The sequence below is a fragment of the Micromonospora luteifusca genome (assembly GCF_016907275.1).
In the GTDB taxonomy this organism is placed as follows: domain Bacteria; phylum Actinomycetota; class Actinomycetes; order Mycobacteriales; family Micromonosporaceae; genus Micromonospora; species Micromonospora luteifusca.
On sequence record NZ_JAFBBP010000001.1, the window covers coordinates 215279 to 240527 of the forward strand.

Here is a 25249-nt window from a genome sequence, read left to right on the forward strand (position 1 = left end):
TCGGTGGGACGGTGCCGAGGGTGGTCAGCGGGCCAGGTGGCGGTACTGCCTCCGGACGTCGGTCGCGGAGACCACACTGTCGAGGAACATCAGGCCGTCCATGCGGCAGTCACACGGGTTGCGCTCCAGCGTGTCCTGGGGAAAGCTCCCGCCGATCTTGATGCCCCGAGGGTCGGAGGCCGTGGTCACATGCGGGCCAGGCCCGGACACCAGCCAGGGGTCGTCGGTGCGGGTGTAGAAGCCGTCCACCGGTTCGCCGTCGCGGTAGAGGGCGAGGGCCCCGGTGCCGAAGTCGAAGGTGGCGGCGAGATGCACCCACTCCCCCACCGGCAGCAGCTCCCGCCAGTCCTGGTTCGCGGCGAAGGTCTGGGAGTTGCCACCGTCGAGGCGTCGGCCGAGCGCGACGAGACGCAGCTCCCCGTCGACGTCGATCAGCTCCAGCAGAGCGCGGACGCCGTGGCCGTCGGAGTCGCCGGTCAACACGCCGGCCAGCCCGATCGCGTTGTACCGGTCGTTCGGGTCGGAGGTGGTGGAGTTGGGCAGCGGGCTGTCCATGTTCAGCTTGAACCAGCCCATCACGGTGGTGCCAACGGTGGCGCTGAAGGGGCGCAGCGTCCGCACTCCGCTGGCCGACCAGGTGCCGGCCTTCCAGTCGTCGTTGCCCGCCACCGCCGGGTCGACCTGCCGCGTCCGCACCGCGTTGCGGCTGCCCCGGTACGCGTGGTCCGCCACCCGCATGGCGGCCCCGCCGTTGATCAGCTCGATCTCGGTGCCGGAGCGGCCCTGGTCGCGTTCCAGCGCGGGGTCGCCGGGCACCGGATGGTCGAAGTCGTACGCGGCGACCAGGTGCGCTCGCAGGGCCGGGTGGACGTCGTGGGAGATGCTGCGATCCGCCTGCGCCGGCGGCGCCGCGGCGCCGGTCAGCGCGCCGACCGCCAGAAGGGAGACGGCGACTCGTCGAGCCCTGGACATGGGCGTTCACCTCACTTCGCGGCATGCCGGTGCCGGTCACGTAAGCGCTTACGTAAGCGCTTACGTACCCTAGGCTTCGATGAACGCCACTGGCAATAGATCGGGTGGCATGGATGCTTTCAGGGGGTCGCGGATGCCCAGGGCCAACCAGCGGCCGCGCCTCGTGGACGTGGCCGAACACGCCGCCGTCTCGCTGGCGACCGCATCCCGCGCCCTCGCCGGCCGCGAGGGAGTCAGCGCCGAGGTGGCCGACCGGATCCGGCAGATCGCACGCGAGCTGGGATACGTCGCCAACCCGTACGCCCGCACCCTGGCCGGCGGGGCCAGCTCCACCGTGGGCCTGATCGTCCACCAGGTCGACGACCCGTACTTCTCCGAGATCGCCGCCGGAGTCATCCAGCTCGCCGCCGAACAGGGGCTGCTGGTGCAGATCTGCCAGTCCGGACGCGACCCCGGCTACGAGCTGCAACAGCTGCGCCACCTGATCGCCCAGCGGGTCGGCATCGTGCTGATCAGCGGTTCAGGCTACGACGACCCACGGATGGAGGCTGCGGCCCGCGCCGAACTCGCCGCGTTTCAGGACCACGGCGGACGCGCCGCGGCCATCGGACGGCACGCGCTCGGCATCGACGCGGTCCTGCCCGACAACGAGGCCGGCGGTTTCGCACTCGCCCAACACCTGATGGATCTCGGTCACCGGCGGATCGCGGTCGCCGCGGGCAGCGCCGGCCTCACCACGGTCGCCGATCGGCTGGCCGGTGTGTCGTCGGCCCTGCGGCAACGCGGGCGGTCCCTCGCCGACCTCACCGTCGTGCACAGCGACTTCACCCGCGGCGGCGGGCGTGCGGCCACCGAGCAGATCCTCAACGAGCATCCGGAGACGACAGCGATCATCGCGCTCAACGACGCGATGGCCACGGGTGTGCTGTCGACGCTGCGGTCCCGCAGCGTGCCGGTGCCCACGCGGATGTCCGTCGTCGGCTTCGACGACGTCTCCGTGGCGGCCGACCTGGCGCCCAGCCTCACCACCATCCGCCTGCCGATGACCGAGATGGGCCGCACGGCGCTCACCCTCGCCCTCAAACCACGCGCGATACGCCCCCGCCGCCGACCCACGGGGCACCTGCTGGTCGTCCGCGACTCGACCGGGCCCGCACCGAAGACCTGACCGGCAGTGGCAATGCCACTTCGCGAGGGCGCTACTTCTGGCACGGTCGAGGGAGTCCCGCCCCGTGACTGGTCAGGAGAGGTCATGGCCGAGCCCGCTGTACGGCACCGGACGGTCGAGGTCGACGGCATCACGATCTTCTACCGGGAGGCCGGCGCCGCCGACGCACCGGTGGTGCTGCTGCCGCACGGCTACCCGTCGTCGTCGTTCCAGTTCCGCCACCTGTTGCCCGCGCTGGCCGACCGGTGGCGTGCCATCGCACCGGACTATCCCGGATTCGGCTACAGCGACCTGCCCGACCCCGGCCGATACGCGTACACCTTCGACGCCCACGCCGACCTGCTCCAGCGCTTCGTCGAGACGCTGGAGCTGACCCGCTACGTGATCTACCTACAGGACTACGGCAGCCAGTTCGGGTTGCGACTGGCCATGGCCGCGCCGCAGCGGGTCGCCGGTCTCGTCATCCAGAACGGGGACATCTACCCCGACCACCACGGGCCCAAGTACGAGCCCTTGAAACGGTTCTGGCGCAACCCGACCGACGAGGGCCGGAAGCAACTGGCCGCCGCGATCAACGAGGAGGGCTTTCGGCGCGAGTTCCTGGGTGAACTGCCGGACCGGCTGACCGACCGGGTGAGCCCCGACCTGTGGAAGCTCTCCGGTGCGCTGGTTACGGATCCACGACGGCGCGACGCCTGGCTCCGACTCCTCGCCGACCAGGGCACCACCGTCGCGTGGTTCCCCCGCCAGCAGGAGTACCTGCGTACCCACCAGCCGCCCACGCTGATCGTGTGGGGACCGCACGACGGCTACATGCCCGAGAGCGCGGCCCGGGCGTACCTGCGGGACCTGCCCGACGCCGAGATGCACCTGCTCGACGGCGGGCACTGGCTGCTCGAGACGCACCTCCACCAGGTCGTCCCGCTGATCCGCGGCTTCCTCGCCCGGGTCCGGCCCTGACCGATCACCCGCAGATCGGCCGGGGCAACAGTCCTTTCGGGAACTCGACGGCCCGGATCTGGGTGCCGGTGCTCATTCCGCTCGTGCGCCAGCCGGGGCATGATCGCCGGATGACGGCGACGAAGGGTACGCGCGCTCTGTTCGGTGGCGTTTTTCTGACGGCGGCAACGGTCGGGTCATGGTTGCTCTGGCTGGGTCGGGACACCGAGTACACGGTCGATGCCCAGACCGGCGCGACCAGCGGGCCGTACGAGCCGTGGCAGGTGGTCGGCCTCGTGCTGACGCTCGTGGTGCTCGCCGCGCTCGCCGGTACGCGACTCAGCCCGTGGTTGGTGGCGCCGGTGATGACGGTGGCCTTCACGGCGGTCTGGACGTGGCAGGCCGCCTCCCGCGACGACAGCGGGCTGTGGGCCGTCGGGGCGATCCTGGTGCTGCTCGGGATGGCGGTGGGCAGCACGCTGGTGAGCGTCTCGGCGCGGCGGTTGAGCCGACGTCGCCCATAGTGGAGGGACGCGTTTTGTGATCTCATGGCGCGATGACCAACCCGACTCCCCTCATGCGCCTGGTGGCCGGTGTGTGGGGGTTCAAGACCCTCGCGGTCGGCGTCGAGCTCGGCCTGTTCACCCGGTTGGCCGGCGGGCGGACGATGACAGTCGACCAGGCCGCCGCCGAGTTCGGGCTGCCCGACCGGCCCGCTGACCTGTTGCTGGCCGCCAGTGCCTCGCTCGGCCTGTTGGAGAAGGCCGGCGACGGCTACCGCAATTCCGAGTTGGCCGAGCAGTTCCTGGTCGAGGGCCGCCCGTACTACTTCGGTGCCCAGGTGCGCTACTCGGACCAGCGCACCTACCTGCCCTGGCACCGCATCGGCGAGGCCCTGCGCACCGATCGGCCGTTGACCTGGGACCCGGAGTCCCAGCAGTCGATGTTCGACACCTCCGACCCGGAGATGCTGGCCCAGTTCTGGGATGCGATGTTCTCCACCTCCAGCTTCACCGCCGCAGCACTGGCCGACGCGTACGACTTCTCCGGGCACAGCCGCCTGCTCGACGTGGGCGGCGGCGCGGGGGCGTTCCCGATCGAGTTCTGCCGACGCCTGCCTGAGCTGCGGGCGACCGTCCTGGACCTGCCGCACGTCTGCGTACGGGCGCGGGAGCGAATCGCGGAGGCGGGCCTGACCGGGCGGATCGGCACGGTCGCCGGGGACTTCCTCGCCGACCCGGCACTGCCCGGTGGGCATGACGTCATCCTGCTCAGCATGATCCTGCACGACTGGGACGAGCCGACGAACCGGGCGCTGCTCGCCCGGTGTCACGCGGCGCTGCCGTCCGGTGGGGCGATCGTCGTCTGTGAGCTGCTGCTCAACGACGAACGCACCGGGCCGCCCGAGGCGGCCCTGATGGGCATGAACATGCTGGTCGAGACCGAAGGCGGCCGAAATTACTCGGGTGCCGAATACGGGGCTTGGCTGACCGACGCCGGCTTCGTCGACGTCCGAACGGTGCCGTTCGACGCTCCGGGAGCCAACGGCGCGGTGGTGGCCCGCCGGCCCTGACGGCCGACGACACCCGGCCCGGGAAGGGCCGGGTGTCGCAGCGTCCTCGCGACGCTGGCGTCCGAACGGCTACCGGTACGGGTCAGGCGCGAGCCTTGGCCGGCTGTTTCATGAAGTCCATGATCGCCTTGTTGACGTCGTCGGCGTTGGTCCACGGGAGACCGTGCGGCGCGCCCTTGAGCGTGATGAGCTGGCCGGTCGGCATCATCGGCCCGAGCCGCTGGCCGGTCACCGGGTAGGGCAACACGTTGTCCTTGTCGCCCTGCACGATCAACACCGGTATGTCGATCTTCGGCAGGTCGGGGCGGAAGTCCTCCTGCCAGGCGGTCACGCTGTCGTGCGTGCCCTTGGCCGAGGCCATCGCACCGATCTGCCAGTGCGCCCGGTACGCCTCCTCGCTGACCAGCTTGCCCTTGTTCTCGCTGTAGTTGAAGAACGCGTCGCAGAACTGGGTCAGGTAGGCGAACCGGTCCTTGATGATGGCGTCCTGGAAACCCTTGAAGAGGCTGGTGTCGACACCCTCCGGGTTGTCCTTGGCCTTGGCCAGCATCGGTTGCAGCGGGCTGAGCACCACCGCCCGGCTCACTCGCTGGGAGCCGTAGTTGCCCAGGTAGCGGATCACCTCACCGGTGCCCATCGAGTGACCGATCATGGTCACGTCGCTCAGGTTCAGCTCGGTCATCAGCACGTCCAGGTCCGCGGCGAACGTGTTGTAGTCGTACCCGAATGTCGGTTGGGCCGAGTTGCCGAAACCGCGTCGATCGTAGGTGATCGTCCGGTATCCGGCGTTGAGCAACTGGGTGGTCACCTTCTCCCAGGTTGCCCCGTTGAACGGGAACCCGTGGATCAGCACCACCGGCTTACCGGATCCGTGATCCTCGTAGTACAGGTCGATGGGCGCGGAGTTTTCCGTCCCCACGGTGATGAAAGGCATGTTTTTCTCCTGCTCCGGTTTCGGGCTGTCGGACGTCTGCGCTTTCCCTCCGGGTCGCCGGATATGCCGGCCGTCGAAAGCGTCGCCAGGTCGACCAGGCGAGCCCTCGTCCATCGACAGATATCGACGCTGTGGTTAGGGTTGCCGGTAGGAAAGTTTCGGCGTACAGGAGGTGGGCATGCCCCGACGAGTCCGCACGAGGGTCGCCGCATTGGCCATCGGAGTGGCGACGGGTGCACTGGGCGCCGCGCCGGCCCACGCCGACCCGGTGGTGCCACGGCACGCCATCGTGGTCTGCCAGAGCGCCAGCTTCTACGCCAACTACGACTCCGCCGGCGGCCCGACCGGCCTCAAGCGCACCCTGACCTACGGCGACAAGATCGGCCACACGCCGGGGGCGCATCCGGTCTACAACGGGTGGGCGGCATCGTTCGACTTCGGTCCCAACGACTGGGGCTACCTGCGCGCCGAGTGCATCGGCGGGTACGACTCATGGTGACCCGACGGCGCACCCGGGCAATCGCCGGCCTGCTCGCCGGGATCGTCGCCGCGACGGTGACCCTGCCGGCCCCCGCTCAGGCCGCCAACGGCACGATCGGCCAACGGGAAACGGTGTGCGCGAGCGACCTGTTCGTCCGCACCCAGCCCAACGGTGCCTGGATGGGCACCCTCTACCAGGGTCAGACGTTCCTGGTCGAGGGTCCCCACAGCGGCGGCTACGTCTACGGCTTCGCCTACGGATACATCAACCGGCGCGGCTGGGTGCAGGACGGCTGGTTCTGCTGACCGTGCCCGCTGTGGGACAGGGGTGTCCTGATCGGGCCGCGACGGCCTAGCCTCGGGGCGTGAGCCTTCCGCCCCGACTGCGGGCTGTCAGCGACCTGCACGTCGGGCACCCGCAGAACCGCGCGTTCGTCCAGGAGCTACACCCGGACAACGACGGTGACTGGCTGTTGGTCGCCGGGGACGTCGCCGACCGGTTCGCCGACATCGAGTGGGCGCTCGGGCTGCTGAGCAGCCGGTTCGCGCGCGTCGTCTGGGCGCCGGGCAACCACGAGTTGTGGACGCCGCCACGTGACCCGGTCACGTTGCGCGGCGAGGAGCGCTACCGCGAGCTGGTCCGGCTGTGCCAGCGGCTGGGCGTCGTCACCCCGGAGGATCCGTACCCGGTGTGGGACGGCGACGGCGGCCGGGCCACCATCGCCCCGCTCTTCGTTCTCTACGACTACACGTTCCGGGTGCCCGAGGCACGCACCCAACAGGAGTCGCTGGACCTGGCGTACGCGGCCGGGGTGGTGTGCACCGACGAGGCGCTGCTGCACCCCGACCCGTACCCGAGCCGGGAGGCATGGTGCGCGGCCCGGGTCGCGGAGACCGAACGCCGGCTGGCCGAGCGCGACCCCGCGCTGCCGACGGTGCTGGTCAACCACTACCCGCTGGTGCGGGAACCCACCGACGTTCTGCGGTACCCGCTGTTCGCCCAGTGGTGTGGCACGGTCCGCACCAGCGACTGGCACGTGCGCTTCGGCGCGTCCACCGTGGTCTACGGGCACCTGCACATCCCCCGCACCACGTTCCACGACGAGGTGCGTTTCGAGGAGGTCTCCCTCGGCTACCCCCGCGAGTGGCAACGCCGGGGGCCGGTGCCCGACCCGGTGCGCACCATCCACCCGGCGGACGACATGCGCCGGCGCTCGTCTGTCAACGGGTGAGGCCGACCACCGTGGCCAGTCGCGCCACGCCGGCCGGTGCCGGCCGCGGGCGGGCAACATCGGCGATCACGGTACGCGCCAACGGCCGGCACCGAACCTCAGCCGGCGCGACACTGTCCGCGTCCACCAGCGCGCGGGCAGCGCCGCGCAGGTCGCCCACCTGAAGGTACGCCCGAGCGGCGTCGAGCAGGTAAGCGCCATTGTGGGAGGCTTCGTAGGTGACAAGCCTTCAGGAGGCCCTGGATGCCGCCGCAGACGATCCCGCTTCCCCAGCATGGGATTTCATCTGGCAAGAGTCGTGTCACCAGGGCACCTGCGATCCCGCAAGCGCCGATCTGCTGCCCTGGTTGGCCCGGACCTGCGCCAACTTCAGTTGTCAAGACCGTGAGCGCGCCGTCGTACTCGCCGGGTTCATCGCCGTAGACGCCGACGACAAGAGCCGCGGCTTGTACGCCGAGGACATCGCCACATTGCGTGCGCTGACCCTTGAGTGCCTGGCATCCGGCGCTTCCAGCGACACGACGTTCGTATACCTGCAGCAAGCCATACTCGGTTTCGACGGCGACGAAGTCTGGGGCAAGGAGCTCGACCGGATCAACGACGGGGAAGTCGACGTGCAGTGCCCGGCGTGCGATGAGGACTTACTCATCGACCTGCAGACAGGCGATTCCTCGATCGAACCTGGGCTTTCCTCACAACTGGCCACGCGCCTGAACGCCGAGGCGTTGCGGCTGGGCCACGAGTCAGTAGCGACCACACTCACCTACTTGTTTGGTCGGGTGAGCTGTCCCGAATGCGGTGCCACGTTCAACCTTGCGGACGAGGTGGCCAGTCATCCCCGATGAACGCAGGCATCCTCATTTGCCGGGATCAGCGCGCTGCGGCGTCGCGGATCAGTTGGCCGACGAGTGTCGCGCATCAGTCGATGGAGGACAGTGTGTGGCCCGACAACTGACGTGCGACACATCTCCGCCACGTGATGCGCGACAGCGCGATGAATCTAGGGGCACATCGGTGCGCCTCGGGACGCGCGGATCTGCCGATGAGCGAATACTCGACCTTGCTGCGATTCTGCTCAGTCGGTCCTGAGCCAGCATCCGCCGGGGAACCGTCCTCTAGACGCGCTCGGTTTGTTCAGTTGCCCGCGGCCAACCCCCACAAGGTGGGTTGGTCACGCGTCAGGTCGCTCGAATGCCGTACCCGATCGCGGACTGCGCGGGAGCGTGTGCTGAATCCCTGCTGGTGTGGCGCGCCGGACGCGCCACCACGGCACGAGCTGCACGATACCGAACGACACCTCGACGGCGAGGAACAGCCATAGCAAACCCGAGACACCCTGCGCGAGCGCGTACCCCTGCCATATCGCAAACAAGGCGCGCGCGACCCCGTCGAGGAGCCCATGCACCGGCACCGGCCTGACGATGCGCAGCGCTGCCCAGACGACCACAACGGAACCCATCAGGTTCGCATACAAGGTCTGCATGGGGTCGACGGGCGGTAGTGCGCCCAACCCGAGCGCCTCGCCCATCGACGTCAGCAAGCGGTGCAGCAGCACATATGTCCAGGGTGTGGCGAATCCTGCGGTGACGGCGAGGTCGTACCAGGCGCTCGCGCGCACGACGTGAAGGTAGGCAGGGCGGAAGGGGTTGTGAACGCGGATCACGGAGGCTCCTGCTGGCTCGGGACTTGACGCCTCACGCTAAAGGGTGGAGTACGGTCCAAGGTCAAGTTCGAGCTTGCGAGGAGAGAGAGCATGCGTATCGGCGAGTTGGCCGCGCAGGCGGGCACAACCAGGGACACCGTTCGGTTCTACGAGAAGCTCGGCCTCGTCGTGGGGCGGCGGCTGACAAACGGATACCGCGATTATCCGCCCGAGGCGGTGACCTGGTTGCGACACGTCCGCACCGCGCAGAGGCTCGGTTTCTCCTTGGCGGAAATCGCTCAGCACGGTGAGCAACTGCGCGACGCGACGGATGACGGACCAGCGTTGTCGGCGCTGTTGGAGGAGAAGATTCGGATCATCGACGAGCGCATGGCCGCGCTAACGGCGCTGCGGGCCGACCTGTCCGCTCGCATAGGTGTGGCATGTCCGTTGCAGGCGGCAGGTCAGGTCGGCTGAACGAGCCGCTTTACGACCCATGTCGAAAGGTCCCGGAGCCGCGCGTCTCGGTCGGATGCACGCTTCTGCCGCCGATAACGCGCGGCTGGGTGACCGCCAACCGGAGTCGTGGCTACTTTCGGTGACGATCGCCCCCGGAAAGCTTGGACTCGGCGGGGCCAGCTATGCCGTCCTTACGGAGCCCGCTACGTCCGTCACAACCAGCCGGGCTACCGCCGTCAGCCGGTGGCGACACCAAGGCCCGGCGTGGTGAGAGCAGCGCCGCCGCGGTCCCAGACGACCGACTCCGAGAAGTCGCCGTAGGCGTGGTGGACAGGAACACCGGCCTCGGCATGATCGACCGCATGACAATCCAGGACCTCGTGTGGGCCGACGAGCATCCGCCTCCGATCCCAAAGCGGACGCGTCGCGACCTCGCTCGGACCTTGCCGGGGCGGATCCTGGTCGACCACGCTCAACGATTACAAACGCTGCTCGCCACGCTGTTCGATCTTGGCCCCGGGAGTGCTCCGCGGTTCTGCACGACGGCCGACAACGCTCTATGTCGGGCTGGCAGGGAGTGTGCAGGTCAAGGCGGTAAGGAGTCACTGATTGGGCCGGCCTTGCAACTGGGAGCAGATTGGGTGCAGGTTGGCGAAGGGGTCTCCGCGCCCGAAGTGCTCACCGATGTCGGACAGAGACGACGGGCTTTGACCTGTGGTGATGGAGATCGAGCGGTGCGGCGTGACCTCCCAGTAGAGGTCGAAGTGGTCAGGCGTCGCTGCTGGCGGGATCGCTGGCACCGGCCAGCGCCTCGAATCGCTCAGCGCCACGCCTGCAAGTGTGCTGCCCATCGATGTGAAGCGTTGTGGATGAGCTTGCTGGAGCCGGCCGCAGTTCCGTCATCCGAGACGTCGATCCCACGGGGAATGCCCTGACCAGGCCCTTCAGGCTGGTGACCTCTTCGGCGGGCCCGAAGAGGTCAGCCAGTTGGCTCCCGGTCGTCAGTCGAGCGGCGTCCGCTCATGCCGATGTGCGGGCGTCGTACGGTCGAGCGGCGAGGGCCACACCTTTGTGCCACGCCCGAGCTCATCTTGCGTCGTCCGCCGGAGTGCATGCCCGACCTCACGACTGCGCGGCCCGCGACCGGTCGTGCCGGCATATTGGGTTGGACTTCCCTGCAGCAATCAGCAGCGCGCCCGTGCAGGGTGCGGGTCAGAGCGTCTGAAGCTGCGGACTGCCGCCCGATACAGCGACCGCGCCGGGCAGGCAGTGGGGCGAGCCGTTCAACGCCGCCAGCCGCTCCGGCAGGTCCTTGCCATGCTGGTTAACTGGTGTTCTACTTGACCGAATCAATCGGTGCCGGAGCGGAAAGGAGGACCATCAGGTGATCAACTTTTATGTCGACCGGTCCAGCAGCGTCCCCGCCTACGCCCAACTGGTGCGGCAGGTGCGCGAAGGGCTACGGATCGGGACGCTGCGGCCCGGGGACCAACTGCCCACCGTGCGCAGCGTGGTGACCTCGTGCACGGTCAACCCGACTACGGTGCTCAAGGCCTATCGGGAACTGGAGCTGTCCGGCCTGGTGGAGGCGCGGCAGGGGGCGGGCACCTTCGTCAGCGGAACGCTCGGCCACGCGGATCCCCATGCCATGGCGCGCTTACGCAGCAGCCTGGCCCGGTGGCTCGGCCAGGCCCGCGAGGCCGGTCTGGAGGACGAGGACGTCCAGGCGCTGCTCGCCTCGGTGACCGCGGAGAACTCGGCGCGCAGGACCCAGGGTGGCGGCGATCGGACGCGGGCGGAACCGGCATCGGGCGCTCGGTTCCAGAAGAAGGAGGGCGCCGCGTGAGCGAGCAGTCCCTCGCCGTGGAAGCCCGCGACGTGAGCAGGCGCTACGGCACCGTCCGGGCGCTACGGGAGTGCAGCTTCCAACTGCCCGCCAATCGGATCATCGCGCTGGTCGGTGCGAACGGCGCGGGCAAATCGACGCTGATGAGCATCATCGCCGGCACGTTGGCGGCCACCTCGGGCTCACTGCTGGTCCACGGCCGACCGGTGGTCAAGGGCAGGTCCACCAACGGGGGTGGTTCTGCCGGGGGCCGGGTCGCGATCCTGGCCCAGGACAAGCCGCTGTACCGGGACTTCAGCGTCACAGACATGCTCCGCTTCGGAAGGTCCACCAACCGGGTGTGGGACCAGCGGCGGGCACTGTCGTGGCTTCAACGCTTCGACATCCCGCTGGACCGCCGCTGCGGCAAGCTGTCCGGCGGGCAGCGGGCACAGGTCGCACTCGCGGTCGCCCTGGGCTCCCGCCCGGCGGTGCTGCTGTTGGACGAGCCCCTCGCCAACCTGGACCCCGTGGCCCGCACCGAGGTGACCGGCGAACTCATGGCAGAGGCCGCCGAGAGCGGCATGACGATCATGCTGTCGACCCACATCATCGCCGAGCTCAGTGGCGTCGGTGACCACCTGCTGCTGCTCGACGCGGGCCGGCCCGTGCTCACCGCCGATGTCGAGGATCTGCTCGACAACCACGTGCGGCTGACCGGACCCCGCGCCGACCAGCCACCGGGCCCGGGCGCGATCGTCCAGGCGCAGCACACCGAACGCCAGTCCACGTTCGTCCTCCGGCAGCCAGCGTCACCGACGGCGCACGCCGTCGTCGCCCCCGGCTGGACCGCCCAACCCCTCACCCTGGACGAGCTGATCCTGACCTACCTCAAGGCATCGTCCAGAGCACACCTCGATCTGGAGACGGCAGCATGAGCCCGGCCACCCAAGCGCCCATCCGCACGAAGCGCCAAGACGGTCTCGGGTCCGCCGGGGGCCTCAGCGGTCTGCTGTGGCTGACCTGGCGTCAGCACCGCTGGACCCTGATCGGCACGCTCGTCCTGGCTGCGGTCCTGGTGGGCTGGATGACCTACCTGTCCATGGAACTGACGGACCTGTGGCACCAGTGCCACGAGACGTTCTGCCCGGACAACTCCCCGCAGGGCGTGCGGCTCAGAGGGACATCGCCCCTGGTCATCACCTTCAGTGCCCTGTCCACGCTGGTGCAGTACATGCCGCTGCTGATCGGCGTGTTCATCGGCGTTCCGGTGCTGTCCAGGGAACACGAACAGCGGACTCTGCCGCTGGCCTGGAGTCAGGACGTCTCCCCGCAGCGCTGGCTGTGGACCAAGCTGGGCATGCTCGGCCTGTTCGTGGCGGCGGTGACCGCAGCCGTCGCCGGGGTCAGCGACCACCTGCAGCGGACGATGACCCTGGTCAGTCCGGGAAGCCTGTTCGAATACCTGCAGTTTCTGAACACCGGGATGCTGCCAGCGGTCATCAGCATCGCCTGGTTCGCGATCGGCGTCGCACTCGGCGCCGCGATCAGACGCACGCTCCCCGCCGTGTTCGGCGTGATCGTGGGCTTCATCGGCCTGAACTACCTCGTCCAGTGGCGCTACCCCACCCTCATGGAGCCGCTGTCCGCGCACCGGCAGTTGGGCAGGCCGGACGGCCTGCCGGGCAACAACAACCTGGTCGTCAGGGGCGGCATGATCGACTTCGGTATCGAGGGTCCGTCCGGCGCGTTCGACGCCTCCGGGCGCCAGCTCAGCGGCGTCGAAGTGCAACGCCTCTGCCCGCCCGACAACGATGGCGGCAAGATGCTCTCCTGCTTCGCCGACAACCAACTCGTGCAGCACCTGCAGTACCAGCCGGGCAGCCGGATCCCCGAATTCCACCTGATCGTCGTGACCGGCTACCTGGGTCTGACCGCGGCGGCCCTCGCTGCCGTCTGGATAACCGTCCGCCGCACCAATCTCAGCGTGGGCTGACCCTCGGCCACCGAAGTGGCGCACCCCTCGGCGATGATCGCGCCGTGCCGCAGGACGATATCGATGCGGAAACCCGAACGGAGATGGTCGGCCGGTACGCCGGCCGACCATCTTGACGACGACGCGCTGTCCGCTCATGCCGCGATCCGCGCGCATGTCGCAGATCAGTTGGCTGACGTGTGTCGCGCATCAGTCGACGGACGACATCTGGGCAAGTAGTGCCCCTGTGAGAACCTCTGTACGAGATCAAGGCGGCCCGCTTCGCGGGCCGCTCGCGCCACGAACCCGGGCCGGGCCGATGGCCGCCGCCGCGCTTCTGGCCTCCGGCCGCCAGCGCGTCGGTGATAGCCCGCCGGCGGCGCGCCATGAACGAAGCAGGCTCCGGAACGTCCGGGTTCGGGAGCTTCTTGTGGAGTGCCGTCAATTTCTTGCTCTCCGAACGGGAGATGCGGCTACGCATGACGCGATATATGTCATTCGAACAGGCGGCCGCCGGTCGGCGTCCGGCGGCCGCCCCACGCCCGGTCAGCTCGCGTAGACCTCCAGGGTCGACAACTGCCCGGCCGGCCAGCCGGTGTTGCCGGTGACGGTGATGCGCACGTAGCGGGTCTGCGCAGCGCTGAAGGTCAGCGTCACTTGATTACCGGTGGCCGGGTTGAAGGTCCGCCCCGCCGATCCGACCAGCGTGCCGAAGCTTCCCCCGTCGGTGCTGCCCTGCACGGAGAGGGTCTGCGTCCTGCTGGCCCAGGCCGACGACGGCGGCAGCTTCAGCACCACCCGCCCAACCGTGCGCGTCGCGCCCAGGTCGACCTGGACCCACTGCGGGAACGCGCTGTTCGCGCTCTCCCAGTAGCTGTTCGCGTCACCGTCGACCACGTTCCCCGACGCGTAACTCTGGACGTGGCTGCTCTCGCTGGTGGGCCGACCCCGGGCCAGGTCCGCGTTGGCTGCGGCGTCCGTGGTGACGGTGACCGCCGAGGACGCGCCGGAGGTGTTGCCGGCGGCGTCCCGGGCGGTGACCGTAAAGCTGTACGCGGTGGACGGGCTGAGCCCGCTCACGGTCGCCGTGGTGCCCGTGACGGTGGCGACGACGTTGCCGCCCTGGCGTACCTGGTAACCGGTCACTCCGGTGTCGTCGGTGGAGGCCGTCCACGCCAGGGACACGCTCGTCGAGGTCTTGCCGGTCACCGTGAGGCCGCTCGGCGTGGTCGGCGGGTTGTCCGGGACGGTGCTTCCGGCGTACACCTCGACCTGGGCGAGTTGCGCGGCCGGCCAGCCGGTGTTGCCGCCGATGCTGAGACGGACGTAGCGGGCCGTGGTCGTCGTCAGCGTGCGGGTGACGGTGTTGCCGGTGGCCGGGTCGAAGGTGAACCCGGCAGCCGCGGCGATGGTGCTGAAAGCGCCGCCGTCGACGCTGCCCTGCACGGTGATGGTCTGGGTACGCGCGCCCCACCCGGTGGGTAGCCGCAGCACGAGTCGGTTGACCTGATGGCTGGCGCCGAGGTCGACCTGCCACCAGTGGGGGAAGGAGCCGCCGCCGCTCTCCCAGTAACTACCGGCGTTCGAGTCCACCGCGTTCGACGCCGGGAACCCGCCGCCCTGGCTGCTGGCCGAGGTGGGCCGCCCGGCGGCCAGGTTTCCACCGGTCGGAGGCGGGGTGCCGACCATCGGTGGGGTGGGCCGCACCGGGGTGAGCGCGAGCTGCCCCTTGAGCATCCGGCCGCCGTCGCCGGTGATCCGCAGGTAGTAGTCGGAGGAGCAGGCTACGCCGTCCTCGTCCAGCGCCCGGATGTTCGCGCCGGCCGGCGTGGTGGCCTGGGTTTCGGACGTCTTGGCGATCTGGTTGCCCTCGTTGTACTCGTCGTACATGGACACGTAGAGCCCCTGGGAGCCGAGACGGACCATGTTGTAGATGTGCCGCCAGTAGAAGTCGCCGTGCTTGCGGTGCCCCCCGGCGAGGTCACCAGGCATCACGCAGGGCAGGTAGTCGATGCCGCGCGCCGCGCAGTCGGCCATGTCACCGACGTTGACGTTGTTGTAGTAGGAGTCGAGCTCCTCCACGGTCCTGGCCCGGTAGACCATCCACGGCGAGATCGCGTTGAACGCGTGGTAGACGTCGAGGAAGCCGGGGCGGGAGTCCTCGATCCCCTGCCGCCACCAGGTGGGCACTCCACCGATGACGTAGCAGCCCTGCGCCTTGAACCAGTTGATGACCTCCAGGCAGGGGCCTGGGGTGAAGGGTCGGCTGGGTTCGCTGAAGCCGAAGCCCCAGATGCAGACGACCGGTTTGCCGTTCTGTCGGGCGTACGCGCTGGATGCGGTGTGCGCGGACATCTTCGTCGTCCAGTCGGTCTTGATGTCGGCCTGGAAGGTCAGCCAGTCGGTGACGTCGTACATGATGTAGAACTTGCGGCTGTAGCGCTCGGCGGCGGAGCGGACCTTCTGCGTCATCGCGTCGCGGGTCGGGCCCTCGTCGCCCATCGGGTTGAACCGTTGCAGCGCGGCGGTGTCGCAGCCATACTCCTGCATCCACCGGAAGTGGGTGTCCACCGTCTGCTGGTCGTAGGAGGAGAAGAGGGTGGCCGGCGAGCCGTTGCCGAGATTGGGGTACGCGGTGGGATAGCTGCGCGTGTACTCCCGCATGTCGGGCCAGGACACGATCGTGGTGTTGGCGGGCGACGGGGGCTGGAACCGGTCCCGACTCCAGTGCCACCAACCGCCGATGGGTGCGGAGTCGCCGGGGGCACTGAACCAGCCCTGGTAGCCGACCGTCACCTTGCCGACCACGTCCCCGGGGGGACTGGCGGCCCGCGCCGGGCTGGCGAGAAATTCGGTGGTGGAGGCGGCGGCGAGGGCGGAGGACGCCAGCACCGACGTGACGAACCTGCGGCGGGAGACCGCCATGACGACCACTCCTTCGGGACGGAAGGCATTGACGGCCATCGTGGCAGCAACGGTTGCCGCCCCGCAAGAGTTCGACTGATCGATGAAATTATTGACCAACGATTCGGAAGTATTCGAGCAACCCGCCCTCGCAGGCCGAGGGGCGGGGCTGGCAGTCAGCGTGGCCACCCACCGACGACCGAGGGGGCCGGAGCCCTGCCGGCTCCGGCCCCCTCGGTACGCCCGATCTCCCTACGGGGTCGGGTACTGCGTGAGATAGACCGGTGCGCCGACCTTGGTCATGTCGGCCGCGTCGCCCACGCCATTGACCACGTGGTCGATCGTGCCGGCGCTGAGGTTGACGGTCATGATGTGGTGCAGCCGCACACCCGGTGAGATCGGCACCTCGAAGCCGTTCTCGGTGTGGATCGAGGGGTTGTTCTGGTTGAAGACGTACACCCCGCCGCCGTACAGGGTGTGGTTGCGCACCCGATCGCCGACCTTGTAGCCGGCCCAGCCCTCGACGGCGCCGTTCATCCAGTCGGCCTGCGTCGGCGGGTCGTATGGCAGTTCGTTCTGGTACAGGATCGTGGTGCCGTGCTCGCCGTTCCAGACGGTGTTGTAGCGCTGGAAGTGCTCCACGAACAGGCCGGTGGCGGTCACGTGGTCGCCGTTGATGACGGCGCCGTAGCGACCGGTGTTGGTGCGCCAACGGTCCGTGTCACCGTTGACGCCCTCGGTGAAGCCTTCGACGCCGTGGTCGCCGCGCCACACCCAGGTGTGGTCGATGAGCACGTTGTCGCTGTTGACCTCCAGCGCGGTGTTGGTCCGCCCGATGTGCGGGCCACCGACGCGGAAGTACACGTCGGACAACGTGGTCGGGTTGTTGGGGCTGCTGGCGTTGTGGCCGTGTTGCCGCCCCACCCGCAGCAGGACCGGCGACTCCACGGTGCCGGCGTCGATCGTGACGCCGGCGACGAGCACGCCGGGAACTCCGGCGACGTCCAGCGGGATGGCGCCGTTCACGGCGGTGAGGGTGGCGTGCCCGATCCCGAGCACCACGGTGTTGGCGCGGCGAATCTCGATGCTGCGCGCGATGTCGTACACGCCGGGGGTGAGCAGCAGGTGCTTGCCGCGCGCCAGTTGGCTGTTGATCACGTGCACCGGGTCGGACGGCTTGGCGATGAAGAAGTCGCCGATCGGGATGGTCCGTCCGGGTGTCATGCCGTCGGCCCAGGAGACGCCCCGGCTGTCGCGCTGCGCCGCGGGTACGCGCACGTTGTAGCGGCCCTTGCCGTCGACGAAGAGGTACGGCTTCTCCCGGCTGAGCGGGGTGGTCTCCAGGGTGGTGTAGGGCGGGTCGGGGAACGTGGCGTCGTCCGGTGCGCCCTCGACCCCGGCGAAGACCTGGTTCCACACCGCGTTGGACCAACCGCCGACCTCACTGTTGCGGGTCAGCCACTGCTGCTGGGATCCGTTCGTGGTGGCCGGCAACCGCGAGTCGGCAATGAACCCACCGCTGGCGAACTGCGGGCCGGCCGTGCAGTAGTCCATCAGCGACAGGTTGCCGCCGCCGATGTTGAGCCGGCGCATCGACACCGCCTGGGACACCGCCCAGAAGTTCGCCGACGACCGGCAGCCATCCTGGCCGGCCGCATTGATGGTGAGCGACAGGTTGGACAGGGTGCGCCAGAAGTTGACAAGCGCGAGGCAGTTGGCGGTGCCGCCGTCGGCCAGGCACCGGTTGTAGACCTCGAGCTTGCCGTTGATGGCTACGTCGGTGGGTGCGGCGCCCAGGCCGGACACCTCGGTGTAGTAGCCGACCTTGGCCTGTAACGGCTGCTCGACCGTGCCGTACGTGCCCGGTTTGAACAGGTAGGCGTGCCGCTCGGTGCCCATCTCGTTGCCGACCTGCCGGGCGTGTGCCGCGTCAAGGGTCTGCTGGATCTCGCCGACCGGCATGGACGGGTCGAAGATCGTCACGTTGGGCCCGAAGTCGGGTGCGCCGGCCGTCGGGCGGCCGGCGGTGGCGGTGGCGGCGGTGCTGGTCATCGTGACGGCGGTGGTCAACACCAGAGTGAGCAGAAGGGTACGACCGGATCTCCGGCGTACGCCTCGGGACGGTGCTGTCATGTGGTTCGTCCTCTCCGCTGGCCGGACCGTTCCCGGCACAACTGGGGCTGTGAGAGCGCTCTCTGATCCCTGCGGCCGGAGACTGGGCCGGGACGAAGGGGTTGACATGTTTCTACCTGTTAAATCGACCCCACGCCATGACCGGGGGCGGCGAAGTTCGCGCCGGACGGGTGAGAATGGAGAGTGACGCGAGGAGGCGCAGATGCAGATCGACTCGTTGCCCCACCTGGACGAACACGCCACGCTCATCGCGGCGGACACCGATCGGGTCTGGCCCCACCTCACCGACGTCGTCGAGAAGTCGTTCTCGCGGCTTGGCATGACCGAGTACGCCCGCCTGGTGAGCGCCGCCGACCCCGTCACGTCCGGGCCACGACCACTCGTCGCGGGCTCGACATTCCCCGGCTTCCGGGTGGACACCGCGATCCCCGGCCGGGAGCTGGTACTGCGAGGCAGCCATCGATTCTCGACCTACGCGCTGATCTTCCACCTCGAAACAGCCGAGCCCGGCCGATCCCGCCTGCGGGCCGAGACGCGAGCCACCTTTCCCGGCCTCACCGGTGGCCTCTACCGACAGATCCTGCTGACGTCCGGCGGTCACGTGCTCGGCGTCCGACGGATGCTCGCGACCATCCGCCGCAGATCCGAGCAGGGACCACCGGCCGGCAACTGACTCCCGCACCACCGGGTGGACGAGGCGCGGAGGTCAGTCGGGCGGCTCGGTCAGCCGTTCCATTCGGTTCCAACCGGCCCAGCCACGCTCGCGCATCATTCCCTGCAGCCGCTTCAACCGCGGGTCGGACTCGGCCGCAAGCGCATCCAGCAGGTCGTGCGCCAGATCGTCGTACGCCCCGTCGTCGAGGTTGATCTCCCCGGAGGCGTATGCCTGCTCGGCTAGGAAGGCCAGGATGTCGGCGGCTTCCTCCAGCCGCGGTTCATCGGCATCGTCACTCTCGGAGATCTCCGACAGCAGCCGATAGAACCGGACCATTTTTGGGTCGTCGAGCTGCGCGATCTTCCCGGGCATGAACTCGTGGACCTGGTCGGGCCAGCGGGCCGCAACCAGGATCCAGCCGTCCCGTTCCCCCTCCACCACCCGCTCCGCCACCCCGATCTCCCGGAGCCGATCGAGATAGGACGCCACCTCCGGCGGGAGCATCAGACGGTCCCCGGCAGCGAGTTGAGCGATCTGCCTGCGGCTCGCCTCAAGTCGTTCGATCTCGTCGCGCAGGTGACCGTCGATCCTTCGGATCGTCTCGGCGAAGGTCGACGCGTCAGCTTCGAGCATCTGACCGATCTGGGACAGCGGCACCCCGGCATTGGCGAGGGTACGGATCTTGATGAGAGCTACGACCGCCGTCGCGTTGTACCGCCGGTAACCCGAATCATCGCGATCGGGCTCGGGCAACAGCCCGATCTGGTGATAGTGCCGCACCGCCCGCACCGTGACGCCGGCGTACGCCGCCAATTGACCGATCGTCAGCATCCTCTGATCCTGCCCTCAACCCGCCCGGACCCGTCGTGGCGGCTCAGGCGATCCGCCGACGGTAGGAGATGTCCGCGAAGACGTAGGCGACGACGAGGATGCCGACGCACCAGGCGAGGGCGATCCAGATGTCGGTGCCAACCGGCTGCTCGGTGAACAGGTCTCGGATCGCGTTGACGATGGAGGTCACCGGCTGGTGCTCGGCGAAGGCGCGCACCGGGCCGGGCATTGTCGCGGTGGGCACGAAGGCCGAGCTGACGAACGGCAGGAGGATGAGCGGGTAGGAGAAGGCGCTCGCGCCGTCCACGGACTTGGCGGTCAGGCCGGGAATCACGGCGATCCAGGTCAGCGCCAGGGTGAACAGAACCAGCAGGCCGACGACCGCGAGCCACCCCAACACGCCCGCTCCCGTCCGGAAGCCCATGACCAGGGCGACGCCGACGACGACCACGAGTGAGATCAGGTTGGCGACCAACGAGGTCAGGACGTGCGCCCACAGTACGGAGGACTGCGCGATCGGCATGGATTGGAACCGCTCGAAGATGCCGCCCTTCATGTCCAGGAAGAGCCGGAAGGCGGTGTAGGAGATGCCCGAGGCGATCGTGATGAGCAGGATGCCGGGCAGTTGGTAGTTCACGTACGACTCGGACCCGGTGTCGATCGCGCCGCCGAAGACGTAGACGAACAGCAGCATGAAGGCGATCGGCATGATCGCGGTCGTGATGATGGTGTCCGGGCTGCGGGCGATGTGGCGCAGCGAACGCCCGAGGAGAACGGCGGTGTCGCCGAAGAAGTGCTTGTTCATCGTTGTTCCTTGTCCGTCTTGGCGCCGACGAGGGTGAGGAAGACGTCCTCGAGGGTGGGCTGCTTCTCGACGTACTCGACCTCGGCCGGTGGGAGGAGCTGCCTGAGTTCGTTGAGGGTGCCGTTCACGATGATCCGACCCTCGTGCAGGATCGCGATCCGGTCGGCGAGCTGTTCCGCCTCGTCGAGGTACTGGGTCGTGAGCAACACTGTCGTGCCACTGTCGGCAAGCTTCTTGACGGCCTGCCACACCTCGATGCGCGCCTCCGGGTCCAACCCGGTGGTCGGCTCGTCGAGGAAGATGACCGGCGGGCTCCCGATGAGGCTCATCGCGATGTCCAGCCGGCGGCGCATGCCACCGGAGTAGGTCGCAACCCTGCGGCTGGCCGCCTCGGTCAACGAGAAACGCCGCAGGAGCTCATCCGCGACAGCGCCCGGGTCGGTGAGGTGCCGCAGCCTGGCGACCAGGACGAGGTTCTCCCGCCCGCTGAGGATCTCGTCGACCGCCGCGAACTGCCCGGTGAGACTGATGGACTCGCGTACCTCGGCGGCGCGTGTCCCGACATCGAGGCCATTGACCCGGGCCGTTCCAGCGTCGGCCCTGAGCAACGTGGACAGGATCTTCACCACCGTGGTCTTGCCGGCACCGTTGGAGCCGAGCAGGGCGAAGATGTTGCCCCGCGCCACCTCGAAGTCCACACCGCGCAGCACCGTCAGCTGCTTGAACGACTTCTCCAGGCCGTGCACGTGGATCGCCGGCCCCGGGGCCGGACTGATTGTTGAAGGGGTGTTCATGACAGCCAGCATGGAGGGTTGACGCTGCGTCATGGTCAAGCCCGACGGGACAATCACCCCTGACCGTGTGGGCCAACCTCGGTCAGGAACTCGTCGACCATCGGGGCCAACCAGTCCGCACGCTGCGGGATCGAGGTGTGCGTCGTGCCGGGCAGGACGGCCAGCCGACAGGCTGGCAGACCGGTCAGGTCGCCGGGCACCGCGCCGCCGAGCAGCCGGAACATCCGTACCGCGTGCTCGGGCTGGACGATGTCCGAGTCGGCCAGCACGATCATGGTGGGTGCGGCCAGCGCGTGGATCTGCTCGGGCGTCCACTGCGGCAGGTTCGCGTCCAGCACCTTCATCTTGGTGACCAGGTTGGCCCAACCCGCCGGGTCCGGCGCCGTGCGCAGGTACTCCTCGTGGAACTCCGACCCGTGCAGGTGCTCGGGTCGCAGGTCCTGGATCCCGTCCAGGAGCCCGGGGTGCAGGCCGTCGTCGTCGAAGCTCACCGACGCCAGCACCAGCCGCCCGACCCGGTCGGGGTGATCGGTGCCGAGGCGCAAGCCGACCGCCGCGCCCATGCTCCAGCCGAAGACGTCCGCCCGCCCGACGCCCAGCCGATCCAGCAGTTCCACCACGTCGCTGGCGAAATGCTCCACGGTCAGCGGACGATCCACGTCGGGGGTGCGGCCGTGGGCCTGCAACTCGACGGCGATCACCCTGCGGGTCTTCGCCAGCAACGGCAGGATCGTGCCGAACGAGGTGCCGATGCCGGAGAGCGCGCCGTGGATCAGCACCAGCGGGCGGCCCGCCTCGTTGCCGTGCGCTTCGTGATAGATGTCCATGCCCAAACGGTGCGCCGACGCGCTTACGGTTGGCTTCAGGTGGTCTTACCGGCGCTAAGATGTCGGCCGTGCAGTTCGGGGTGCTCGGGCCGCTCGCCGTGCGCACGGACGCCGGCGAGCCAGTGGTGGTGCCCGGCACGAAGGTACGGGCGCTCCTCGCCGACCTGCTGGCCAACCGCAACCAGGTGATCTCGGCGGACCGGCTCATCGACGACCTGTGGGGCACCGACTCCCCCGCCGATCCCCTGGGCGCCCTGCAGGTGCGGGTGTCCCAGCTCCGCAAGGCGCTCAACGACGCCGAGCCGGGCGCCCGCGAGCTGATCGAGTCCCGACCTCCCGGCTACCTGCTGCGCGCCGCCTCGGTCGACGCCGACCGGTTCGCCGAGCTGGCCCGCAGCAGCGATGTCGACCGGCTGACCGAGGCGCTCGGACTGTGGCGCGGCGAGGCGTACGCCGACGTGGCCGACGCCGAGTTCGCCCGTGCGGAGGCGGCCCGCCTCGCCGAACAGCGCCTCACCGTCCAGGAGCGACTGGCCGAGGCCCGGCTGGCCCGGGGCGAACACGACCTGGTCGCCGCCGACCTCGTCGAGCTGGTCGCCCGGCATCCACTGCGCGAAGGCCTGCGGGCAGTGCAGCTACGCGCGCTGTACGCGGCCGGCCGCCAGACCGAGGCGTTGGACAGTTACGCCGAACTGCGTGACCGGCTCGCCGAGGAGCTGGGCCTCGACCCCGGCCCGGAGCTGGTCGCCCTGCACCGCAGAATCCTCGAACAGGACGCCGGCCTGAGCGCTCCGCCGAAGGCCGCGATCATCCGCAACAGTCTGCCGGCCCAGCTCGACGAGCTGGTCGGGAGAGCCGAGGCGCTGGCCGAGCTGCGGGCGCTGCTGCCCCGGCAGCGGCTGGTCACGCTGGTCGGGCCGGGTGGTGTCGGCAAGACCCGACTGGCCACCGAGGCGGCCCGGACGCAGTCCTTGCCGGACGGCGTCCAGTTGGTGGAGCTGGCGCCACTGCCCGCCGGCGACCCGCGCGTCGCCGAGCAGGTGCTCGTCGCTCTGGGCACCTACGAGACCGCCGGCACGAGCCTGTCTGCCGGTGACCGGGTGGTGGCCGCCCTGCGGCACCGGCAGCTGCTGCTCGTGCTGGACAACTGCGAACACGTGATCGAGCCGGTCGCCGAGCTGGTCACCCGGCTGCTGCGGGACGTGCCCGGGCTGCGCGTGCTGGCCACCAGCAGGGAGCCACTCGGGCTGACCGGCGAGCTGCTCTGGGACGTACCCCCGCTGCCCGTGCCGGACGACAGTGACCTGAACACGGTCCGGCGCTCGGCGGCGGCGAGGTTGTTCGCCGCCCGCGCCGCGGCGCAGCAGCGCGGGTTCCGCCTCGACGAGCAGACCGCGCCCGCAGTGGCCCAGCTCTGCCGCCGCCTCGACGGCCTGCCGCTGGCGCTGGAGCTGGCCGCGACCCGGGTCCGCGCACTCGGTGTGCGGGGGGTGGTGGACCGGCTCGACGACCGGTTCCGGCTGCTCACCTCCGCGCAGCGGGACGTGCCGACCCGGCAGCGGACGTTGACCGCGGTGATCAGCTGGAGCTGGGACCTCCTGGACCAGACCGACCGGGCAGTGCTGGCCCGACTGGCGGTGTTCCCCGACGGCAGCACCCCGGAGGCCGCCGAACACGTCTGCCGGACCGATCTGGACACCCTCGCTCGGCTGGTGGACCGGTCCCTGGTGGTGCTCGACGACTCCGGTGCCGATCCGCGCTACCGGCTGCTCGAATCGGTGGCTGCGTTCTGCCTGGACCGCCTGTCCGACGCCGACGAGGTACGCGCGCGGCACGCCGCCTACTACACGGAGCTGGCCGAGCGCGCCGACCCCGGGTTGCGCGGCGCTGAGCAGCAGCGGTGGCTGGCACAACTCGACGCCGAGACGGCGAACCTGCGATCGGCACTTGTCAACGGTGGCGGGCTGCGGTTGGCCGTCGCACTGAGCTGGTACTGGTATCTGCGCGGACGGCTCACCGAGGCACGGCAGGCCCTGGCCATGCCCGGTGACCCGGCGCAGGAGACCCGCGCCGCCCCCTGGCGGGTCGGCTTCGCCCTGGCACAGGGCGAGGCGATCGCACCGGACGACGTACGCGCCGCGGTGGCCGTCGACCCGAACGGCCACGCCGCCTGGTTCGCGGCCAACGCGGTGATCGAGCACGGCGACCTGGCCCTGGCGTCGGAGCTGCTGCCCACCGCCGTCGTCGACTCATGGACCGAGGCGGCGGTGCTCACCTCCCGGGCACACCTCGCGCACGCCAACGGTGACCAGGCCACCCTGGAGCGCACCGCGACCCGCAGCGCCGCGCTGTTCGCCGACCTCGGCGACCGGTGGGGTCGACTTCGGGCGACCGAGTGGGTGGGTGGGCTCGCCGACATGCGCGGCGAGCACGAGCGCGCCGTCGCGCTGCACCGGGAAGGGCTGCGCTGGGCCGAGGAACTGGCGCTCTGGCCGCAGGTCTGCGCGGAGCTGTCCTGGCTGGCGTGGCTCGCCGTGCAGACCCGCGACTACGCCCAGGCTCGGGAACTGGCCGAACGCGCGTACGACCTGGCGGTGGAGCAGGGCTCGCCCGGTGCGCTGATCTTCGCGGAGATGAGCCTCGGGATGGCTGCCCGCCGCGACGGCAAGCTCGACCTGGCCGTCACCCACCTCACCCATCTCGCCGACCTGGGCCGCGGCGAGACGCAGCCGGCGCTCTACCTGCCGATGATCCTGGTGGAGCTGGGCTACGCCGTCGAGCAGGGCGGCGACCCGGACGCCGCGCTGGCCCTGCACATCGAGGCGTTCGAGGCCGCCGAGGCGATGGCGACGATGCGCGACGCGGTCGGCCCGCTGGAGGGGATGGCGGCGGCGGTGCGCTCCCCCGAGGTCGCCGCCCGACTGCTGGGCGCTGCGGCCGCCGCCCGACTCGCCACGCAGTCCCCCGCCGCGCCGGCCGAACGCGACGACACCGACCGGACGACCGGACGACTGCGGGCCGAACTCGGGCCGGAGCGGTTCGACGAGTTGCTCGCCGAGGGCGCGAAGCTGAGCCCGGGCGAGGCCCGGGCTCAGCTCTGA

Annotated in this window: 26 protein-coding genes; 14 read left to right on the forward strand and 12 right to left on the reverse strand. The window is 69.4% G+C overall.

Going from position 1 to position 25249, the window contains the following annotated elements; genetic code table 11:
• Nucleotides 1-24 precede the first annotated feature (24 nt).
• Complete coding sequence (locus JOD64_RS01005; protein WP_204940424.1) at nucleotides 25-972, reverse strand: LamG-like jellyroll fold domain-containing protein; 948 nt, start codon at nucleotides 970-972, stop codon at nucleotides 25-27.
• 133 nt (nucleotides 973-1105) lie between these two features.
• Between JOD64_RS01005 and JOD64_RS01010 the strand changes: the two genes are divergently transcribed.
• The 4 genes from JOD64_RS01010 to JOD64_RS01025 all read left to right on the forward strand — a co-directional run bounded on the left by JOD64_RS01010 (nucleotide 1106) and on the right by JOD64_RS01025 (nucleotide 4652).
• Entirely contained in the window at nucleotides 1106-2140 is a 1035-nt protein-coding gene (locus tag JOD64_RS01010) for a LacI family DNA-binding transcriptional regulator (RefSeq protein ID WP_204940425.1), read from the forward strand.
• Between the two features lie 84 nt (nucleotides 2141-2224).
• Entirely contained in the window at nucleotides 2225-3100 is an 876-nt protein-coding gene (locus JOD64_RS01015) for an alpha/beta fold hydrolase (RefSeq protein WP_204940426.1), read from the forward strand.
• A gap of 110 nt (nucleotides 3101-3210) precedes the next feature.
• Nucleotides 3211-3603, forward strand: coding sequence for a hypothetical protein (locus JOD64_RS01020; RefSeq protein ID WP_204940427.1), 393 nt, complete (start codon nucleotides 3211-3213; stop codon nucleotides 3601-3603).
• 32 nt (nucleotides 3604-3635) lie between these two features.
• On the forward strand, nucleotides 3636-4652 hold the full coding sequence (locus tag JOD64_RS01025) for a methyltransferase (RefSeq protein WP_204940428.1): 1017 nt from the start codon (nucleotides 3636-3638) through the stop codon (nucleotides 4650-4652).
• 82 nt (nucleotides 4653-4734) lie between these two features.
• On the opposite strand, the gene JOD64_RS01030 is transcribed toward JOD64_RS01025, so the two are convergent.
• Nucleotides 4735-5586 carry an alpha/beta fold hydrolase gene (locus JOD64_RS01030; protein ID WP_204940429.1) on the reverse strand — a complete coding sequence of 284 codons (852 nt, stop codon included), beginning with the start codon at nucleotides 5584-5586 and terminating at the stop codon, nucleotides 4735-4737.
• A gap of 178 nt (nucleotides 5587-5764) precedes the next feature.
• Here JOD64_RS01030 and JOD64_RS01035 point away from each other — a divergent pair, with 178 nt between their 5' ends.
• From JOD64_RS01035 to JOD64_RS01045, 3 genes are read left to right on the forward strand one after another with little or no spacing between them, the layout of a single operon-like run.
• Nucleotides 5765-6085, forward strand: a complete 321-nt coding sequence (locus JOD64_RS01035) for a hypothetical protein (RefSeq protein ID WP_204940430.1) — start codon at nucleotides 5765-5767, stop codon at nucleotides 6083-6085.
• Nucleotides 6079-6372 carry a hypothetical protein gene (locus JOD64_RS01040; protein WP_204940431.1) on the forward strand — a complete coding sequence of 98 codons (294 nt, stop codon included), beginning with the start codon at nucleotides 6079-6081 and terminating at the stop codon, nucleotides 6370-6372. Before JOD64_RS01035 ends, JOD64_RS01040 begins: the two co-directional genes overlap by 7 nt.
• 59 nt (nucleotides 6373-6431) lie before the next feature.
• Complete coding sequence (locus JOD64_RS01045; protein ID WP_204940432.1) at nucleotides 6432-7298, forward strand: metallophosphoesterase family protein; 867 nt, start codon at nucleotides 6432-6434, stop codon at nucleotides 7296-7298.
• On the opposite strand, the gene JOD64_RS01050 is transcribed toward JOD64_RS01045, so the two are convergent.
• Complete coding sequence (locus JOD64_RS01050; protein WP_239559312.1) at nucleotides 7288-7458, reverse strand: hypothetical protein; 171 nt, start codon at nucleotides 7456-7458, stop codon at nucleotides 7288-7290. The two genes, JOD64_RS01045 and JOD64_RS01050, sit on opposite strands and share 11 nt — an antisense overlap.
• 58 nt (nucleotides 7459-7516) lie before the next feature.
• Between JOD64_RS01050 and JOD64_RS01055 the strand changes: the two genes are divergently transcribed.
• On the forward strand, nucleotides 7517-8143 hold the full coding sequence (locus JOD64_RS01055) for a hypothetical protein (protein ID WP_204940433.1): 627 nt from the start codon (nucleotides 7517-7519) through the stop codon (nucleotides 8141-8143).
• A 326-nt stretch (nucleotides 8144-8469) separates the two neighbouring features.
• On the opposite strand, the gene JOD64_RS01060 is transcribed toward JOD64_RS01055, so the two are convergent.
• Nucleotides 8470-8961 carry a hypothetical protein gene (locus tag JOD64_RS01060; protein ID WP_204940434.1) on the reverse strand — a complete coding sequence of 164 codons (492 nt, stop codon included), beginning with the start codon at nucleotides 8959-8961 and terminating at the stop codon, nucleotides 8470-8472.
• Nucleotides 8962-9051: 90 nt separating this feature from the next.
• Between JOD64_RS01060 and JOD64_RS01065 the strand changes: the two genes are divergently transcribed.
• Nucleotides 9052-9417, forward strand: a complete 366-nt coding sequence (locus JOD64_RS01065; protein ID WP_204940435.1) for a MerR family transcriptional regulator — start codon at nucleotides 9052-9054, stop codon at nucleotides 9415-9417.
• Between the two features lie 218 nt (nucleotides 9418-9635).
• On the opposite strand, the gene JOD64_RS01070 is transcribed toward JOD64_RS01065, so the two are convergent.
• Both JOD64_RS01070 and JOD64_RS01075 read right to left on the reverse strand, forming a co-directional pair.
• On the reverse strand, nucleotides 9636-9875 hold the full coding sequence (locus tag JOD64_RS01070) for a hypothetical protein (RefSeq protein ID WP_204940436.1): 240 nt from the start codon (nucleotides 9873-9875) through the stop codon (nucleotides 9636-9638).
• Nucleotides 9876-10001: 126 nt separating this feature from the next.
• Nucleotides 10002-10229, reverse strand: a complete 228-nt coding sequence (locus JOD64_RS01075) for a hypothetical protein (protein ID WP_204940437.1) — start codon at nucleotides 10227-10229, stop codon at nucleotides 10002-10004.
• Nucleotides 10230-10783: 554 nt separating this feature from the next.
• Between JOD64_RS01075 and JOD64_RS01080 the strand changes: the two genes are divergently transcribed.
• From JOD64_RS01080 to JOD64_RS01090, 3 genes are read left to right on the forward strand one after another with little or no spacing between them, the layout of a single operon-like run.
• Nucleotides 10784-11245, forward strand: coding sequence for a GntR family transcriptional regulator (locus tag JOD64_RS01080; protein WP_307813148.1), 462 nt, complete (start codon nucleotides 10784-10786; stop codon nucleotides 11243-11245).
• Nucleotides 11242-12162, forward strand: a complete 921-nt coding sequence (locus JOD64_RS01085; RefSeq protein WP_204940438.1) for an ABC transporter ATP-binding protein — start codon at nucleotides 11242-11244, stop codon at nucleotides 12160-12162. Before JOD64_RS01080 ends, JOD64_RS01085 begins: the two co-directional genes overlap by 4 nt.
• Entirely contained in the window at nucleotides 12159-13220 is a 1062-nt protein-coding gene (locus JOD64_RS01090; protein ID WP_204940439.1) for an ABC-2 membrane transporter-related protein, read from the forward strand. The genes JOD64_RS01085 and JOD64_RS01090 overlap by 4 nt, the downstream gene beginning before the upstream one ends.
• Nucleotides 13221-13745: 525 nt before the next feature.
• Here JOD64_RS01090 and JOD64_RS01095 read toward each other — a convergent pair.
• A complete protein-coding gene (locus tag JOD64_RS01095; RefSeq protein ID WP_204940440.1) occupies nucleotides 13746-16124 on the reverse strand; it encodes a glycoside hydrolase family 99 protein in 2379 nt (792 codons plus the stop codon).
• Between the two features lie 231 nt (nucleotides 16125-16355).
• Nucleotides 16356-18236 carry a pectate lyase-like domain-containing protein gene (locus JOD64_RS01100; RefSeq protein WP_204940441.1) on the reverse strand — a complete coding sequence of 627 codons (1881 nt, stop codon included), beginning with the start codon at nucleotides 18234-18236 and terminating at the stop codon, nucleotides 16356-16358.
• 202 nt (nucleotides 18237-18438) lie between these two features.
• On the opposite strand from JOD64_RS01100, the gene JOD64_RS01105 reads away from it, so the two are divergent.
• Nucleotides 18439-18909 carry a hypothetical protein gene (locus JOD64_RS01105; protein ID WP_204940442.1) on the forward strand — a complete coding sequence of 157 codons (471 nt, stop codon included), beginning with the start codon at nucleotides 18439-18441 and terminating at the stop codon, nucleotides 18907-18909.
• 33 nt (nucleotides 18910-18942) lie between these two features.
• Here the strand turns inward: JOD64_RS01105 and JOD64_RS01110 are convergent, their stop codons facing one another.
• From JOD64_RS01110 to JOD64_RS01125, 4 genes are read right to left on the reverse strand one after another with little or no spacing between them, the layout of a single operon-like run.
• Nucleotides 18943-19722: a MerR family transcriptional regulator gene (locus JOD64_RS01110; RefSeq protein ID WP_204940443.1), complete on the reverse strand. Its 780-nt coding sequence runs from the start codon at nucleotides 19720-19722 to the stop codon at nucleotides 18943-18945.
• A 43-nt stretch (nucleotides 19723-19765) separates the two neighbouring features.
• A complete protein-coding gene (locus tag JOD64_RS01115) occupies nucleotides 19766-20527 on the reverse strand; it encodes an ABC transporter permease (protein ID WP_204940444.1) in 762 nt (253 codons plus the stop codon).
• A complete protein-coding gene (locus JOD64_RS01120) occupies nucleotides 20524-21321 on the reverse strand; it encodes an ABC transporter ATP-binding protein (protein ID WP_204940445.1) in 798 nt (265 codons plus the stop codon). The genes JOD64_RS01115 and JOD64_RS01120 overlap by 4 nt, the downstream gene beginning before the upstream one ends.
• A 53-nt stretch (nucleotides 21322-21374) precedes the next feature.
• A complete protein-coding gene (locus tag JOD64_RS01125) occupies nucleotides 21375-22148 on the reverse strand; it encodes an alpha/beta fold hydrolase (RefSeq protein ID WP_204940446.1) in 774 nt (257 codons plus the stop codon).
• A 59-nt stretch (nucleotides 22149-22207) separates the two neighbouring features.
• Here JOD64_RS01125 and JOD64_RS01130 point away from each other — a divergent pair, with 59 nt between their 5' ends.
• The gene (locus JOD64_RS01130; protein ID WP_239559314.1) at nucleotides 22208-25249 is read left to right on the forward strand and encodes an AfsR/SARP family transcriptional regulator; all 3042 of its coding nucleotides are present in this window, start codon (nucleotides 22208-22210) and stop codon (nucleotides 25247-25249) included.